The sequence below is a fragment of the Curtobacterium sp. MCBA15_009 genome, assembly GCF_001864895.1.
GTDB lineage: Bacteria > Actinomycetota > Actinomycetes > Actinomycetales > Microbacteriaceae > Curtobacterium.
On record NZ_MJGO01000039.1, the window covers coordinates 390,664 to 405,231 of the forward strand.

Sequence of the window (14,568 nt, forward strand, 5' to 3'; positions counted from 1 at the left end):
GAACGAACGACCTCCTACGCGCGGATCTGCTTCCCACACCACACGCGATGGGACGGAACGCACCCCAGGCGACAGGCCGCAGAACCCGCACCGCCCCGAGGGTCAGGCCGGCTCGCGGATCGTGGTCTCGACGTCGACCACCTGCGGGATCCTCGGCATCGAGGCGAAGCCGAACGCGACGGGCGGGTTGAGCGGGGCGAGTGACCCGAGCGGCTCCCCCGCCCAGGTGCCGCGGACGCCGGTGACGTCGTGCGCCCCGGTCACGCCGTAGTACTCGCGACGGCCGTTGCCCGCCGAGCCGGCCGTACCGGACCCGGGGGCGACGAGCCGGGCGACGGGGTCGATCGCGGCGAGCCACCGGGGGTCGCGGGCGATGGGCTTCGGGACGATGCGGAGCAGACGCCCGAGCGGGGAGATCGCTCCGACGTCGATCGACGCCTCGAGGGCTCCGGCCGACAGTTCCAGCCCGCGGGCGGTGCGGCGGGTGCGGACGTCGACCACCGAGACGGTGTCGAAGCGGTAGGTGCCGGAGACGTAGGCGGCGACGATCTCGTCCGGGGCCAGGAGCACGCTGGTGCCGTCCGGCAGTTCGAGGAACACGTCGGTGAATGCGCCGAACGGCGACCGCTCCCACATCCCCACGACGATGCGCACGCCGGACGTCGTGCCGACGCCCATGATGCGTCCTCGGAACCGGCGTTCTGGTGCGGTGGAGCGTGGCGACATGCCCTGGACCGTACCCGCGGCGCCCGTGAGCGGCGTCGCGGACGCGCCCCGGGCCTCCCGGCCGTCCCGCGACGCTGGCTGCGCCCCGGAAGAAGCGCCAGACGTCAGGCGACCGGGACGGCCTCGGCCAGCAGCTCGCGCACCCGCGGGGCGACCCGCGTGCCGTAGAGCTCGATGGAGCGCATCATGTCGTCGTGCGGCAGGCGGCCCGTCGCGTAGCGCATGTCGAACCGGGAGACCCCGAGGATGCGCATGTTGCGGGCGATCTTGCGCGCCACGGTCTCCGGCGACCCGACGTACAGCGAGCCGCCGGCCGACAGGCCTGCGCGGTAGCCGGCGACGTCGAGGGGCGGCCAGCCGCGCTCCCGGCCGAGCTGGTCGGTGACGGCCTTGTGGTAGGGCCAGTAGCGCTCCGCGGCTTCCTCGTCGGTCTCGGCGATGAAGCCCGGCGAGTGCATCGCGATGGGCTGCTGCGGCAGCTCGAGCTGGGCGAGCGCCTGGCGGTAGAGCCGCGAGAACGGGGCGAACTGGGCGGGCTGCCCGCCGATGATCGCGAGGAACAGGGGCATGCCGTACGAGGCCGCGCGGATGACGGACTGGGGCGAGCCGCCGACGCCGATCCAGGTCGGGATCGGGCCGTGCTCGAGCTTCGGGAAGACGTCCTGCTCGACAAGCGGTGCGCGCTTGGTGCCGGACCAGGTGACCTTGTCGCCGCCGCGCAGGGCGGCCCAGAGCTGGACCTTCTCCTCGAACAGGACCTCGTAGTCGGACAGCTCGTAGCCGAAGAGCGGGAACGACTCGGTGAAGGAGCCGCGGCCGAGGATGACCTCGGCGCGTCCGTCCGAGATCGCGTCGACGGTGGCGAAGCGCTCGTAGACGCGGACCGGGTCGTCCGACGAGAGCACGGTGACGGCGCTGCCCATCCGGATGCGGGACGTCGACGCGGCGATCGCGGCGAGGACGACCTCGGGCGCGCTGACGATGAAGTCCGCGCGGTGGTGCTCGCCGACGCCGATGAAGTCGATGCCGATCTGGTCGGCGAGGACCGCCTGCTCGACGACGTCGCGGATGCTCTGCGCGTCGGACTTGACCGAGCCGTCGGGCAGTTCGGTGACGTCGCCGAAGGTGTCGAGGCCGAGCTGCACGGGGCCGACCCGGTCGGGTGCGGGCGGCGGGACGTCCGAGGGACGGTCGGTGCCGAATGCGTTGCTCATGCGAGCCTCCAGTTCGATGCGTTTGCATAAAACTACCACGAGGGCAGCACGAACCACCACGGGGGCAGCACGAACCACCACGAGGACGGCACGAGCCGCCAGCCGCCAGCCGCCCCGAGTACGGTCACGGGCATGCCGAGACTCCCCGACCAGACCGGACGCCGCATCGTCGTCACGGGCGCCAACAGCGGCACCGGCAAGGAGGCCGCACTGCGCCTCGCCGAGGCCGGCGCGAGCGTCGTGCTCGGCGTCCGCACCGTCGCGAAGGGCGAGACCGCCGCCGCCGAGATCCGTGCGGCGCACCCCACCGCCGACGTCGAGGTGCGCGAGCTCGACCTGGCCGACCTGGCGAGCGTGCGGACCTTCGCCGAGCGCATCGTCGGCGAGGACCGCCCCGTCGACGTGCTCGTCAACAACGCGGGCGTGATGGCTCCCCCGAAGCGGTTCGAGACGGTCGACGGCTTCGAGCTGCAGTTCGGCACGAACTTCCTCGGCCCGTTCGCGCTGACGAACCTGCTGCTGCCCTCGCTCCTGCGTGCCGAGGCACCCCGGGTCACGACGATGTCGAGCCTGGCCGCGATGGGTGGCCGCATCCGCTTCCGCGACCTGCAGTGGGAGCGCGGCTACAACGGCTGGCGCGCCTACGGGCAGTCGAAGCTCGCCGACCTGCTCCTCGCGCTGCACCTGCACCGCCTGACGGTCGAGGCCGACGTCCCGCTCGTGAGCACCGCCGCGCACCCCGGCATCACCCGCACGAACCTCATGACGGCCGGCCGGTCGCTCGGGCGCTCCGGTCCGGCACGCGCGAACCGGCCGATGCCCTTCGCGCAGGACGTCGAGCAGGGCACCGAGCCGCTGCTCTACGCCGCCGTCGGTCCGAACGCGGTGGGCGGCGCCTACTACGGCCCGTCGGGCGCGTTCGGCATGACCGGTCCGACCACGTCCGCGTCGATCCCGGGCTCGGCGCGCAGCGCCGACCTGGCGCGCTCGCTCTGGGCGGTCGCCGAGGACCTCACCGGGACGCGTCCGCCGCTTTGACCCGGGTGGGTGGCGGCGGTCGGCCGGGAGGCCCGTGCCCCGCCCGCCCCGCCGGTCGCCTCAGGCGCGGTGCAGCTCCACCGCCGTGTCCAGCCGGCCGGGTTCGACCAGTCGTGCGTGCTGCAGGACGGTCCGGTCCGGACCGATCGCCGCGGCGACGACCGAGAGCGTCGTCATGTGACCCTCGGCCTCGTGCACGTCGCGCAGGATCGCGTCCGGGTGGTCGACCGGCAGCGCTGCCGAGTCGGCGAGCACCCCGAACCAGCCGCTCCACCCGTCGCCGGGGTCGGTGTCGGTGTCGCTGTCGGCGCCGCCGCGTCCGAGCGCGCGGAGCTCGTCAGCGGGTCCGACCTCGGGTGGCCCCGTCGGGGCGTCGACGGCCCGGAAGGCCTCGAGCCAGCGGCCGATGCGCGGCGCCCCGGGGTCGTCGGCCTCGCCGTGGGTGACCATGTGCACGCCGGGACCGAGGTCGGTGGTGCGGACCGCGGTGCCGTCCCAGGTCAGGACCGTCGCACCCTCGGCCGTCGCCCGCACCAGGTTGAAGGCCCGGGTGGTCGGCAGCGTGCCGTCGTGCCCGGGGAGCAGACCGTCCGCGACGGCGTCGACCGGCACCACGCCCCGGGTCGTCCACGTCCCGTCGTCGCTCGGGACGGGTTCGGAGCGGTTGAGCACGACCGCGAGACCGGCCCGGTCCGAGGCCGCGAGCCACGCGCCACCGGCGGAACGGTCGCGGACACCGCGGACGTCCGGGTCGCGGTCGGGCCACCACGCGGCGGGCGGGTCCCACGGGCGCTCCGGTGACTCGTCGCGCAGGGCGAGCACGGTGACGGGCCACGGGGACCCGGGCTCGACGCGGACGACGACGGTGCACATGGCGACGATCCTCGCACGCGCCGGTAGCGTGATCGACGTGAACGCAGCAGCAGAGCGCGCCCTGACCGTCATCGTGGGGATCACCGGGGGGATCGCCGCCTACAAGGCCGTCGGCGTCGTCCGCGACCTCGTGAAGCGCGGCCACGAGGTGCACGTCGTCCCGACCGAGGGCGCCCTCCGCTTCGTCGGGCTGCCGACGCTCGAGGCCCTGAGCCGGAACCCCGTCACCACGAGCGTCTGGGACGACGTCGCCGAGGTCCGCCACGTGGCCCTCGGCCGTCGTGCGGACCTCGTCGTGGTGGCGCCCGCCACCGCCGACTCCCTGGCGCGGATGGCCGCCGGCCTGGCGAACGACCTGCTCGGCACGACCCTGCTCGCCACCGACGCCCCGGTCGTCGTCGCACCCGCGATGCACCCGCAGATGTGGGAGCACCCGGCGACCCGTGCGAACGTCGCCACGCTCCGCGCGCGCGGCGTCCACCTCGTCGGTCCCGTGGTGGGTGCGCTGACCGGCGACGACGCCGGCATCGGGCGGATGGCGGAGCCCGAGGACATCGTCACCGCCGCGCTCGCGGTGCTGGACGAGCCGACCACGCCGGGTCGGCGCACCGGCGACGACCGGCTCCCGACGTCCGGCGGTGCCCGCGGCGAGCAGGGCGACCTGGACGGCGTCCGCGTCGTCGTCAGTGCCGGCGGGACGCGCGAGCCCTTCGACCCGGTCCGCTTCGTCGGCAACCGCTCGAGCGGACGGCAGGGCCTGGCGATCGCGGCGGCGGCCGCGGCCCGCGGCGCAGAGGTCATGCTCGTGTCGGCGAACATCGAGGCGGGGCTCCTGCAGGGGCTCGACGCGACCGTCGTGCCGGTCGGGTCCGCGCTCGAACTCGCCGACGCCGTGCACACCGCCGCCGCCGAGGCCGACGTCGTGGTGATGACCGCGGCGGTGGCCGACTACCGACCGGCCGAGGTGCTCGAGGAGAAGCTCAAGAAGGACGCCCAGGGCGAGCGGATGTCGCTCGAGCTCGTGCGGAACCCCGACGTCCTCGCCGACCTCGTCGCCGCGCGGCGCGCCGGACAGGTCGTCGTCGGCTTCGCCGCCGAGACCGAACCGGACCGTGCCGCGCGCATCGAGCTCGGTCGCGCCAAGATCGCCCGCAAGCCAGCCGACCTGCTCGTCGTGAACCACGTCGGCTGGTCGGCCGGCTTCGAACGCGAGGAGAACGCGATCGAGGTGCTCGTGCCCGGCGGCGAGGTCGTCCGCGAGACCGCGGGCACGAAGGCCGAGGTCGCGACGGCGGTCCTGGACCTCGTCGCGACGGCGCTCGTCTGACCTCCGGGCGCTCCCGAGGCGCGACGGGCACGATGGGGACATGCGACGACGCGATCGGATCCGACGTGCCACCCGGACCGCCACCGTGCTCGCGGTGCTGCTCGGCGGCGCCGGGGCCACCCACTTCCTGCGGCCGCGCGGCTACGACCGGATCGTGCCGGACGCACTCCCGCCGCGCCTGACGACCGTGGCGTCCGGAGTCGCGGAGCTCGGCATCGCGGCGGGGCTCGCGTTCCCGGCCACCCGACGGGCGTCGGGGTGGGCGGCCGCGGCGCTGTTCGCCGCGGTGTTCCCCGCGAACGTCAAGATGGCGGCCGACGTGCTCGACCACCCCCGGTCGAGCCGGACGATGCGGATCGTCTCGGTGCTCCGTCTCCCCCTGCAGGCACCCCTCGTGCTCTGGGCCGTGCGCGTGGGCCGACACGCGCCGAAGCGGTGACCGACCGGGCGCGCGAGCGCGCCGCCGGGCCGCTGCTGCACCGCCCGGTCACCGTGCACGCCTGGCAGGACATCGTCTTCGCGCACTGGCGCGGCGACCCCGGGGCGCTCGCACGACTCGTCCCCCGCGGCACCCGGCCCGACGTCGTGGACGGCAGCGCCTGGGTGGGGCTCTCGGCCTACGTGTTCGACGAGACACGCGTGCCGCCGTTCCCGTCGGCGGGCCGGCTCGGCCGGATGACCGAGGTGACGCTCGAGGTGCTGACGGTCGACGACCAGGGACGGCACGGTGTGACCTACCGGACCGTCGACACGGCGAACGTCCCGGCGATCGTCGCCGCGCACGCGCTCCTCGGCGTGCCGTACACCTTCGCACGCGCCGGGTCGCGACGGCGCGGGGACACCGTCGCACACCGCTCCGTCCGGCACAGCGGTCGCGTCCGGTCCCCACTGCGGTGGGCACGCTCGCTGCGCCGGGACCGACCCACGGGGGTCCCCCGACACCGAGGGGCCGCCTCGGTGCGGGTGCAGGCCGGGGACGTCGTCGACACGCCCCTCGCCGCCGAGCTCACGACCCGCGCCGGCATCCACGCCCGCTACCTGACGCAGACCCTCTTCTGGCAACGCCAGCACGCGCCGCTCACCGTCCGGTCCGCACGGCTCGACCAGCTCGAGGGCGACCTGCCCGCGGCGGTCGGCCTGCCCGGGCTGTTCGACCGCGAACCGGACTCGCTGCTCGTGGTCGACGGCACGACCGTCCGGTACGGCTGGGGCGGGGTGGTCCGGTGACCGGGCGACGTGCGGACGACGACCCGTTCGACCTCGACCGCTTCGTCCGGGCGCAGGACGGGGTGCACGGGTCGGCGGTGGACGAGCTGCGGCGCGGTCGGAAGACCTCGCACTGGATGTGGTTCGTGTTCCCGCAGCTCGCGGGGCTCGGCCGGAGCGCGACCGCTCTGCGGTACGGGATCTCCGGGCCCGACGAGGCGCGGGCGTACCTCGCCCACCCCGTGCTCGGCGTCCGGCTGTGCGAGGCCGCCGGGGTCGCGGCCGCGGCACCCGCGCGGACCGTCGAGGAACTGCTCGGCGCGACCGACGCGCTGAAGCTCCGGTCGTCGGCCACGCTGTTCGCCCGGGTCGCCGACGAGCCGTCGCCGTTCCGAGCGGTGCTCGACCGCTGGTACGACGGCGACGAGGACCCGGCCACCCTCCGGCTGCTCGGGGACCGCTGACACCACCCCGCGGCACCGGAGTGCCGAGCGCAACACCGGTCGTATATCAGGTACGGTGATGCCGGACGGCGCAGTGCTGCGCCATCCGATCCCGAACCGACGCCCCCGGCGCCACGACCACGAAGGAACCCGCATGCCGGTCCCCAGCAGCGCCCCGACCGAACACCAGCTGCTCCGCGACACCGTCCGCCACAAGATCCACGACGCGATCATGGACGGCACGCTGGTCCCCGGCGAGCGGCTCAACGACGACGAGCTCATCGCCTGGCTCGGCGTCTCCCGCACGCCCATCCGCGAGGCCCTCAGCCAGCTCGCCCGCGCCGGCCTGATCGAGATGGCGCCGAACCGCTACACGCGTGTCACGACCCCGAAGCCCGACGAGGTCGTCGAGGCCATCCAGACCCTCGGCGTGCTGTTCGGCGGCGTCGTCCGCCTGGCCGTGCCGCGCCTGGGCGCCGGCGCGCGGAAGAAGATCCTCGCGCAGCTCGACAAGACCGTCGCCGACTTCCGGGCGCACGACGTCGGTGCCGTCAACCACGACGCCCTCGACGTGTTCGCGCTGTACGTCGCCGAGTGCGGCAACGCGAACCTGCAGCGGGTCTGCCGCGACACCATGGACGGCCTGGCCTTCCGCCTGCGGCTGCCGAACCTCGACGAGCTCGTCGACTGGGACCAGATGACCGAGGACTTCCTGCGCCTGCGAGCCGCCACCGAGTCCGGGGACAACGTCGCCGCCGAGATGGCGACCGAGGCGATCCACCTGCTCCCCGGCGAGAAGCGCTGAGTCTGCCTGTACCCTCGTACAGGAACCGCCCGTCCTGCCGTCGCAGGACGGGCAGCGGGCGCACCACGGGCCTCCCGGTCGACACGTCCGGACCGTCGCGCAGCCGCTCACAGAGTCCGGGTCCGGCCAGCCGGTAGCATCGGCCGGACCACCCGATCGCCCACCCGGAGCACCACATGAGTCCCCGATCGACGGACCGAACCGCAGTCGCCGCACGTCTGGCCCAGGCGGTCGGCAAGATCAACCGGCGAGCCCGGTCCGACTCGGCCTCGCTCGGCTACGGACTCGTGTCCGCCCTGGCGACGATCCAGAGCGACGGACCCCTGCGCCCCGGCGACCTGTCGCGGATCGAGGTGGTCACGAAGCCGACGATGACGCGCATCCTGACCGAGCTCGAACAGCGCGGGTTCATCGAGCGCGAGGCCGATCCCACGGACGGCCGCGCCTTCATGGTGACCGCGACCCCCGAGGGCATCGCGGCGGTCGAACGCGCACGCTCCGACCGCACCGGGATCGTCGCGGAGCTCATCGCGGAGCTCGACGAATCGGACGTCTCGGCCATCGCCGGAGCGCTCGACGCTCTCGAGCGGGTCGCGCAGGGCGACGGCGTCCAGGAACCTCACACGTCCTGACTGCTGATCGGCCGTTACCGAACCGTTACCGACGGGTGGACGGACGGTTCTGCCAGCGACCCTGGACGCGCTGTCCAGCCCGACGCGTCATGGTGTCGGCTCCGCCCACCGGCTGCCTCCCCCACGGCCGCCCGGGCGGACGGACGGGCCCCACACCACCGTCCGGTCCTCCCCGGCTGGCGGACCTCCCCACGACGACCGTGCCGAGCGCGGCGTCGACGTGTGCCCCCGCAGGGCGCGCGAGGAGTCCGCCGACGAGCCGCCCGACCACCGGAACCGATGTCAGGACACACCCCCGAACCCACCCCGACCACCGCCTCGACTCGACGCGAGGCGCTGAACACCCCCGCCCGACGGGCTCGCCGGGCACTCCGCCACCGTGCGACCCTCGTCGCCGGTGGTGCCGCGGTCCTCGCGATCGCCGGCGGCGCCCTCACCGTGGGCACACAGCCCGCGATCGGCGAGGCGCTCGGACTGCCGAGCGGCTCCGCCAGCGCCTCGGCCGCGGCGACGCCCCGACCCGCCCTGAGCGGCACCGCCCTCGACCGTGCGCAGGCCGCCGCGACGATCTCCACCGCGCGGACCGTCATGCGGACCGCGAACGACAAGACGGACACGAGCGCGCTCGCCCGCCGCGTCGACGCCCTGAGCGACTACCGGCAGCTGTCCGGCGCCGCGCTGACGACCCGGATCTCGTCGACCGTCGCCTCCACCGCCCACGTCGAGCAGGCGAGCGCGACGCAGGACCGACGGGACGTCGACGCGAAGGCCGCCGCGGCGGCGAAGGCCACCGCCCGTGCGCGTGCCGCCGCCGAGGCCGCCGAGCGGGCACGCGCCCTGGCCGCCGGCAACACGGTCGCGGGTGCGAAGGCGACCGCGACCTCGCTCGCGTCGTCCGGGTACGGCTGGGGCGCGGACCAGTTCCAGTGCCTCGACAACCTGTGGACCAAGGAGTCCGGCTGGGACTACCGGGCCGTCAACCCGAACGGCGGCGCGACCGGCATCCCGCAGGCGCTCCCCGGCTCGAAGATGGCGACGATCGCTCCGGACTGGCAGACGAACGCGACCACCCAGATCACCTGGGGGCTGCGCTACATCAGCGAGGCGTACGGCACGCCGTGCGCCGCGTGGGCGCACTCGCAGGCGAGCAACTTCTACTGAGCCGACCCCGGGGTGCGCGGTGACCGCGTGCCGGACCGACGCCGCGGCGCACCGCGCACCACGGGCCTCCCGGCCGCCAGCCCGCCGGGGTCACCCCACCCGCGCGACGCGCACGTCGACGCGGGACAGCGGCAGCCCGTGCTCGGCGGCCGCGTCGAGGACGACGTCGTGGACGTCGCACGCGACGTCGGGTGCCGGCCGGACGCCGTCGGTCCCGATGACGACCCGGAGGACGTCGCCGTCGACGACGACGCGGGCGGGCGCACTGCTCGTCGACAGCCCGCGGACGGCCTGGACGGCGCTCGCGACCGTGGGTCGGGCGCGGTAGAGCTCGGCGACGCCGGGGACACCGGTGATCGCGCGTTCGAGGGCGGCGAGGACGTCGTCGGTGGTGCTCATCGGGTCCCCTCCGTGTCGGTGGTGTCGGTGTCGTCGGTGGTGCCGGCCGCGGCGGCGGTCTCCGGCCCGGCCGCGGTGGGCGTTTCCGGCTCGGCCGCGGTGGGCGTCTCCGGCAGCAGGTCGCGGACCACGACGTCGACGCCCTCGACGACCAGGTCGGTCTGCTCGGACACGGCCCGGGCGACCGCGCCGCGGACGAGGTCGGCGGTCGACGGGATCGCCGCGCCGGGCACGATCGCGAGTTCGACGACGACCCGCACCGGCGACCCGAGCACCGTCACGTCGCCGTCCAGGTGGCAGCGGGCGATGAGCACACCGGGGACGCCGTCGCCGGTGCGACGGATGAGCGACCGGATCGCGCCCTCGGTCATCACCGGCTGCTCGGACGCCGACCGGGGGCGGAGCGGCACGTCGCGGCCGGAGCGGCTCTCGATCGAGATGTTCGCGAGCACGTTGCCGATCCACGACTCGTCGGCCGGGGCCTCGACGAGTGCCGCGGCCTCGAGCGAACCGTGCGACGCCTGCCGGACCCGCAGGATCGCCGCGAGGGCGTTCTGACAGGCCGCGGAGTCGTCGATGCTCGGGTCGGCCGGGCGCATGCCGGCGTCCAGGTAGTCGGCGAGCTCGTCGATCGTGTGACCGTCGAGGTCGTCGGGCTCGAGCGCGTCGAGCCGGGTTCCGTCGGGGGCGGTCATCGCCAGGCCTCCATGAGTCGGATCATGTTCTTCCTCGCTCGGGACAGGAGCCCGCGGACCGTCGAGGGCGGCAGGTCGAGTTCGGCGGCGATCTCCTCGTACCGGTACTCGAGCACCTCCTTCATGATCCAGCACCGTCGTTGTGCGTCGGGGAGCTCGGCGAGCGCGCGCTCCACCGCTTCTTCTCGGGACCGGGCCTCGGCGACGCGTTCCGGGGCGTCGTCGGAGGGTGCTGCCACCTCGAGTTCGGTGACGTCGTCGTGGTCGCGTCGGGCACGGATGCGGTCGAGGCACTTCCGGCTCAGGATCCGCATGAGCCACGACTTCACGCGGGCCTGCTCGACCAGCCCGTCCAGGCGGTCCCACGCGGTGATGAAGGTCTCCTGCACGACGTCGTCGAGTTCGTCCGTCGAGCCGAGGGTGCGACGGGCGTAGGCGCGGAGCAGTGGGGTGTAGCGACGGATGAGGACCTCGAAGGCCCGGACGTCGCCGTCGGACGAACGGCCGGCGAGGACCGCGTCGTCGAGCTCGTCGAGGGGCTGGTGGTGCACGACTTCCTTCTACTGGTGGTGGATGGGGTTCAGCTGGGCACGGCCGTGCGAGCGCGGTCGGCCGGACGCACCGGCGTGCGCGACCCGGAACGGACCGACCGGCCGGACCGTGAGCGCGTGCACCCGTGCCTGCGCCAGCAGGTGCGCGGGCGCCGCACGGCCGTGCGACGTCGTCCGGACGGTGTCGGGTTCGAGCATGGTGACTCCTGTGTCGGACCAGCGGGTCTGGATCCTCACCGGTGGGACGCACCGACGAGCCGTTTCGTCACACCCCGCTCGGCTTCCGTCGCAGCGGTCGGTGCGCGAGAGTGGAACCATGTCGCTCGTCACCGCCGTCTGCCGCGTCGACCGCCTGCTCCCGGACTCGGGGACGATCGGGGTCACCGCCATCGACAAGCGCCCGGTCACCGGGGGCGTGCGGGTCCGGCCCCTCGGCCTGTACGCGGACGTCCAGGCGGACCGGAAGCACCACGGCGGCGAGGACCAGGCCGTCTACGCCTACGCCGACGAGGACGCCGCGTACTTCGCCGATGCGCTCGACCGCGAGGTCGCGCCCGGGCTGTTCGGCGAGAACCTGCGCACGAGCGGGGTCGACGTGACGGGAGCCGTGACCGGCGAACGCTGGCGTGTCGGCGAGACCCTCGAGCTCGAGGTGACGATCCCCCGGATCCCGTGCGGCACGTTCGCGCGGCGGATGCGCGAGGACAAGTGGGTCCGGCGCTTCACGGACGAGGGGCGTCCGGGTGCCTACCTGCGGGTCGTGCGCTCCGGCACCGTCACCGCGGGCGACCCCGTGGTCGTGACCCACCGGCCCGCGCACGGCGTGACGATCGGCGAGATCTTCGCGGGGCTCACGCCGGAGCGCGCCCGCGCTGTGCTGGAGTCGGGCGAGCGGCTCGCGCCGAAGGTGGTCCGGGACGTCTCGAAGGCGCTGGGCCGGTCGGGCGCCCGGTCCGGCGCGCGGTCGGGGGCGACCGCTCCGTGAACCGGGCCGGTCGGGTGCGCGGCGACGCACCGGCCGACGCCGCTCAGTGAGCGCTGCCGTCGCGGCGGGCCGGGTCGAGCGGACGCTTCGCACGCGGCAGGCCGGCCACCACGAGGTCGTAGGCGTTCGCCACGAGGTCCTCGACCAGGGTCTCGTCGACGCCGTCCCCCGGAGCGATCGTGATCCAGTGCCGCTTGTTCATGTGCCACCCCGGCCAGATCTCGTCGTGGTCGCGGACCAGTGCGGCACCGTGCGGCGGCGCGCACTTGAGGTTCACGATCGGGACCCCGCGCAGGGCGGTGGCCATGAGGAACATCTTGTCGACGACCTTGAACACCAGGGCGCCCTCGCCGAAGGGCTCGGTCTCGCGCACCGCGGGCAACCCGGCCGCCGTGCGGATCGCGACCTCGTGCAGCTGCTCGCCGTCCATCTCCCCAGGATGCCGCACCGATCCCGCACGATCCCCGTTCGGGGGTAGGTCGTGAGGGACGGTCAGGTCGTAGGATCGCCTCGCCGCGCACCCGACGCGGCCGTCGCCCGCGACGACCACGAACCGTTCCAGGGGGAACCCGTGCGCATCATCCGAACCCTCGGCGTCGCCGCCGCCACCGCCGTCCTCGCGACCACCGTCGTCGTCGGGGGCGCCACCAGCGCGCAGGCCGCGCCGAAGAGCTACGCGAACTGCACCGCCGTGCACAAGGTGTACTCCGGTGGCATCGCGAAGAAGTCCGTCACGAAGAACAAGGTCGTCTCCGGCGGCAAGACCACCTACCGTGCGCTCAAGGGCACCGTGAAGAAGGACGACGCGCTCTACCGCGCGAACACGAAGCTCGACCGCGACAAGGACGGCATCGCCTGCGAGAAGAGCTGAGCCGGCGCGTGCCGACGTCCTAGAGCGTCGGCACGCCCTCGTGGCCGGAGCGCGGCCGAGCGGTGCCCGCGACACCGGTCACGACCGAGCCGGCGGGGACGTCCTTCGTGACGACCGTGCCGGCACCGACAACTGAGTCGGACCCGACCGTGATGCCGCCGATCAGCGAGCACCCCGCGCCGAGGACCACCCGGTCCCCCACCACCGGGTGCCGCCGGGCCCGCGGGCTGTCCCCGCCCCGGCCCCCGAGCGTGACCCCGTGGAACACGAGCACGTCCTCGCCGATCACCGCGGTCTCGCCGATCACGACACCCATGCCGTGGTCGATGAAGAAGCGGCGCCCGATCCGGGCCCCGGGGTGGATCTCGATGCCCGTCAGCGAGCGGGCGAGCTGGCCGAGCACCCGCGCGGCGAACCGCGAGCCGGGCAGGCCCTGCGCCGTCCAGAGCCGGTGCGTCAGCCGGTACACCCAGATCGCGTGCAGCCCGGAGTAGACGATCGCGTTCTCCAGGTCCCCCCGCGCGGCGGGGTCACCGCGGCGTGCCGCGGCCAGGTCCTCCCGGATGGTCCGCAGCACGCCTGGTCGACCAGGACGACTCACGCAGTGAGCCCCTCGAAGAGCACCGTCGACAGGTAGCGCTCGCCCGTGTCGCAGACGATGGCGACGATGCGCTTGCCGGCGTTCTCGGGCCGAGCCGCGATCTCGAGTGCGGCGTGCACGATCGCGCCGGACGAGATGCCGGACAAGATGCCCTCCTGCGTCGCGAGTGCCCGTGCCACCCGCAGGGCGTCGTCGAGCTCGACGTCGAAGACCTCGTCGATGACGCTGCGGTCGAGGACCTCCGGCACGAAGTTGGCGCCGATGCCCTGGATCTTGTGCGGGCCGGCCTTGCCCTCGGAGAGCAGGGGCGAGTCCTTCGGCTCCACGGCGACGATCTGCACGCCGGGAACGCGTTCCTTGAGGACCTGGCCGACACCGGTGATCGTGCCGCCGGTCCCGACACCCGCGACGAACACGTCGACGTGCTCCTCGGTGTCGCGCAGGATCTCCTCGGCGGTGGTCTTCCGGTGGATCGCGGCGTTCGCAGCGGTCTCGAACTGGTGGGCGAGGACCGCGCCGGGGGTGTCCGCGACGATCGCCTCGGCCCGGGCGACGGCGCCCTTCATGCCCTCGGGGCCGGGGGTCAGCACGATCTCGGCGCCGTAGGCGCGCATGACGGCACGACGCTCGACGCTCATCGTCTCCGGCATCGTGATGACGACCCGGTAGCCGCGGGCGGCGCCGACCAGGGCGAGCGCGATGCCGGTGTTGCCGGACGACCCCTCGACGATGGTCCCGCCGGGCTGCAGCGCCCCAGCGGCCTCGGCGGCGTCGACGATCGCGACGCCGAGGCGGTCCTTGACGCTCGCGCCGGGGTTGTAGAACTCGAGCTTCGCGAGGACCTCGGCACCGCCGGGCTTCGGCAGCCGGTTGAGGCGGACCAGCGGGGTGTTGCCGAACGCCTGCGAGATGTTGTCGTGGATGGTGCCGTTCATCTGGTCCGTCCTCTGCAGCTCAGGTCGCGCCGCCGTCTTCCCGGCGGCGCGGTGTCGCCCGATCCTAGCGACCGCAGCCCTGCTCGACCCGTTCGTGACGGGAGCC

Annotated in this window: 20 protein-coding genes; 10 read left to right on the forward strand and 10 right to left on the reverse strand. The window is 74.0% G+C overall.

All coding sequences use genetic code 11. The annotated features are described in order from the left end of the window. Positions 1–102: 102 nt before the first annotated feature. Positions 103–726 (reverse strand): hypothetical protein, encoded by a 624-nt coding sequence (locus tag BIU97_RS15110; protein ID WP_071260990.1) that lies wholly within the window; start codon positions 724–726, stop codon positions 103–105. A gap of 104 nt (positions 727–830) precedes the next feature. Beyond that, complete coding sequence (locus BIU97_RS15115; RefSeq protein WP_083404819.1) at positions 831–1,940, reverse strand: LLM class flavin-dependent oxidoreductase; 1,110 nt, start codon at positions 1,938–1,940, stop codon at positions 831–833. A gap of 132 nt (positions 1,941–2,072) precedes the next feature. On the opposite strand from BIU97_RS15115, the gene BIU97_RS15120 reads away from it, so the two are divergent. Next, positions 2,073–2,978, forward strand: coding sequence for an SDR family oxidoreductase (locus BIU97_RS15120; protein WP_071260988.1), 906 nt, complete (start codon positions 2,073–2,075; stop codon positions 2,976–2,978). A 60-nt stretch (positions 2,979–3,038) separates the two neighbouring features. Here BIU97_RS15120 and BIU97_RS15125 read toward each other — a convergent pair whose 3' ends face one another. Continuing rightward, complete coding sequence (locus tag BIU97_RS15125; RefSeq protein ID WP_071260986.1) at positions 3,039–3,851, reverse strand: NRDE family protein; 813 nt, start codon at positions 3,849–3,851, stop codon at positions 3,039–3,041. A gap of 61 nt (positions 3,852–3,912) precedes the next feature. On the opposite strand from BIU97_RS15125, the gene BIU97_RS15130 reads away from it, so the two are divergent. The 7 genes from BIU97_RS15130 to BIU97_RS18390 all read left to right on the forward strand — a co-directional run bounded on the left by BIU97_RS15130 (position 3,913) and on the right by BIU97_RS18390 (position 9,425). Further along, positions 3,913–5,178, forward strand: coding sequence for a bifunctional phosphopantothenoylcysteine decarboxylase/phosphopantothenate synthase (locus BIU97_RS15130; RefSeq protein ID WP_071298078.1), 1,266 nt, complete (start codon positions 3,913–3,915; stop codon positions 5,176–5,178). A gap of 40 nt (positions 5,179–5,218) precedes the next feature. Further along, complete coding sequence (locus BIU97_RS15135; RefSeq protein ID WP_071260984.1) at positions 5,219–5,617, forward strand: DoxX family protein; 399 nt, start codon at positions 5,219–5,221, stop codon at positions 5,615–5,617. Next, positions 5,614–6,405, forward strand: a complete 792-nt coding sequence (locus BIU97_RS15140) for a YqjF family protein (RefSeq protein ID WP_071260982.1) — start codon at positions 5,614–5,616, stop codon at positions 6,403–6,405. Before BIU97_RS15135 ends, BIU97_RS15140 begins: the two co-directional genes overlap by 4 nt. Next, entirely contained in the window at positions 6,402–6,848 is a 447-nt protein-coding gene (locus BIU97_RS15145) for a DUF1810 domain-containing protein (protein WP_071260980.1), read from the forward strand. Before BIU97_RS15140 ends, BIU97_RS15145 begins: the two co-directional genes overlap by 4 nt. Positions 6,849–6,981: 133 nt before the next feature. Next, a complete protein-coding gene (locus BIU97_RS15150) occupies positions 6,982–7,632 on the forward strand; it encodes a GntR family transcriptional regulator (protein WP_071260978.1) in 651 nt (216 codons plus the stop codon). Between the two features lie 176 nt (positions 7,633–7,808). Next, a complete protein-coding gene (locus BIU97_RS15155; protein ID WP_071260976.1) occupies positions 7,809–8,264 on the forward strand; it encodes a MarR family winged helix-turn-helix transcriptional regulator in 456 nt (151 codons plus the stop codon). A 279-nt stretch (positions 8,265–8,543) separates the two neighbouring features. Then, positions 8,544–9,425, forward strand: a complete 882-nt coding sequence (locus tag BIU97_RS18390) for a phospholipase (RefSeq protein WP_254783008.1) — start codon at positions 8,544–8,546, stop codon at positions 9,423–9,425. A 90-nt stretch (positions 9,426–9,515) separates the two neighbouring features. Here BIU97_RS18390 and BIU97_RS15165 read toward each other — a convergent pair whose 3' ends face one another. From BIU97_RS15165 to BIU97_RS15180, 4 genes are read right to left on the reverse strand one after another with little or no spacing between them, the layout of a single operon-like run. Beyond that, positions 9,516–9,824, reverse strand: a complete 309-nt coding sequence (locus BIU97_RS15165) for a hypothetical protein (RefSeq protein ID WP_071260974.1) — start codon at positions 9,822–9,824, stop codon at positions 9,516–9,518. Continuing rightward, complete coding sequence (locus BIU97_RS15170) at positions 9,821–10,519, reverse strand: hypothetical protein (RefSeq protein ID WP_071260972.1); 699 nt, start codon at positions 10,517–10,519, stop codon at positions 9,821–9,823. Before BIU97_RS15170 ends, BIU97_RS15165 begins: the two co-directional genes overlap by 4 nt. After that, positions 10,516–11,070, reverse strand: coding sequence for an RNA polymerase sigma factor (locus tag BIU97_RS15175; RefSeq protein ID WP_071260970.1), 555 nt, complete (start codon positions 11,068–11,070; stop codon positions 10,516–10,518). Before BIU97_RS15175 ends, BIU97_RS15170 begins: the two co-directional genes overlap by 4 nt. Positions 11,071–11,079: 9 nt before the next feature. Next, on the reverse strand, positions 11,080–11,268 hold the full coding sequence (locus tag BIU97_RS15180; RefSeq protein ID WP_071260968.1) for a hypothetical protein: 189 nt from the start codon (positions 11,266–11,268) through the stop codon (positions 11,080–11,082). Between the two features lie 118 nt (positions 11,269–11,386). Here BIU97_RS15180 and BIU97_RS15185 point away from each other — a divergent pair, with 118 nt between their 5' ends. Then, on the forward strand, positions 11,387–12,055 hold the full coding sequence (locus tag BIU97_RS15185; RefSeq protein ID WP_071260966.1) for an MOSC domain-containing protein: 669 nt from the start codon (positions 11,387–11,389) through the stop codon (positions 12,053–12,055). 43 nt (positions 12,056–12,098) lie between these two features. Here BIU97_RS15185 and BIU97_RS15190 read toward each other — a convergent pair whose 3' ends face one another. Then, positions 12,099–12,485 (reverse strand): MmcQ/YjbR family DNA-binding protein, encoded by a 387-nt coding sequence (locus BIU97_RS15190; protein ID WP_071260964.1) that lies wholly within the window; start codon positions 12,483–12,485, stop codon positions 12,099–12,101. Between the two features lie 141 nt (positions 12,486–12,626). Between BIU97_RS15190 and BIU97_RS15195 the strand changes: the two genes are divergently transcribed. Continuing rightward, positions 12,627–12,926: an excalibur calcium-binding domain-containing protein gene (locus BIU97_RS15195; protein WP_217639510.1), complete on the forward strand. Its 300-nt coding sequence runs from the start codon at positions 12,627–12,629 to the stop codon at positions 12,924–12,926. A 19-nt stretch (positions 12,927–12,945) separates the two neighbouring features. On the opposite strand, the gene epsC is transcribed toward BIU97_RS15195, so the two are convergent. Next, entirely contained in the window at positions 12,946–13,527 is a 582-nt protein-coding gene (epsC, locus tag BIU97_RS15200) for a serine O-acetyltransferase EpsC (RefSeq protein ID WP_071260961.1), read from the reverse strand. Further along, positions 13,524–14,462: a cysteine synthase A gene (cysK, locus tag BIU97_RS15205; RefSeq protein ID WP_071260959.1), complete on the reverse strand. Its 939-nt coding sequence runs from the start codon at positions 14,460–14,462 to the stop codon at positions 13,524–13,526. Before cysK ends, epsC begins: the two co-directional genes overlap by 4 nt. Positions 14,463–14,568 lie beyond the last annotated feature (106 nt).

Coding starts and splice junctions, on each gene's coding strand:
- BIU97_RS15110 (WP_071260990.1), bottom strand. CDS start 726: ATGTCGCCACGCTCCACCGCACCAGAACGCCGGTTCCGAGGACGCATC.
- BIU97_RS15115 (WP_083404819.1), bottom strand. CDS start 1,940: ATGAGCAACGCATTCGGCACCGACCGTCCCTCGGACGTCCCGCCGCCC.
- BIU97_RS15120 (WP_071260988.1), top strand. CDS start 2,073: ATGCCGAGACTCCCCGACCAGACCGGACGCCGCATCGTCGTCACGGGC.
- BIU97_RS15125 (WP_071260986.1), bottom strand. CDS start 3,851: ATGTGCACCGTCGTCGTCCGCGTCGAGCCCGGGTCCCCGTGGCCCGTC.
- BIU97_RS15135 (WP_071260984.1), top strand. CDS start 5,219: ATGCGACGACGCGATCGGATCCGACGTGCCACCCGGACCGCCACCGTG.
- BIU97_RS15150 (WP_071260978.1), top strand. CDS start 6,982: ATGCCGGTCCCCAGCAGCGCCCCGACCGAACACCAGCTGCTCCGCGAC.
- BIU97_RS15155 (WP_071260976.1), top strand. CDS start 7,809: ATGAGTCCCCGATCGACGGACCGAACCGCAGTCGCCGCACGTCTGGCC.
- BIU97_RS18390 (WP_254783008.1), top strand. CDS start 8,544: ATGTCAGGACACACCCCCGAACCCACCCCGACCACCGCCTCGACTCGA.
- BIU97_RS15165 (WP_071260974.1), bottom strand. CDS start 9,824: ATGAGCACCACCGACGACGTCCTCGCCGCCCTCGAACGCGCGATCACC.
- BIU97_RS15170 (WP_071260972.1), bottom strand. CDS start 10,519: ATGACCGCCCCCGACGGAACCCGGCTCGACGCGCTCGAGCCCGACGAC.
- BIU97_RS15180 (WP_071260968.1), bottom strand. CDS start 11,268: ATGCTCGAACCCGACACCGTCCGGACGACGTCGCACGGCCGTGCGGCG.
- BIU97_RS15185 (WP_071260966.1), top strand. CDS start 11,387: ATGTCGCTCGTCACCGCCGTCTGCCGCGTCGACCGCCTGCTCCCGGAC.
- BIU97_RS15190 (WP_071260964.1), bottom strand. CDS start 12,485: ATGGACGGCGAGCAGCTGCACGAGGTCGCGATCCGCACGGCGGCCGGG.
- cysK (WP_071260959.1), bottom strand. CDS start 14,462: ATGAACGGCACCATCCACGACAACATCTCGCAGGCGTTCGGCAACACC.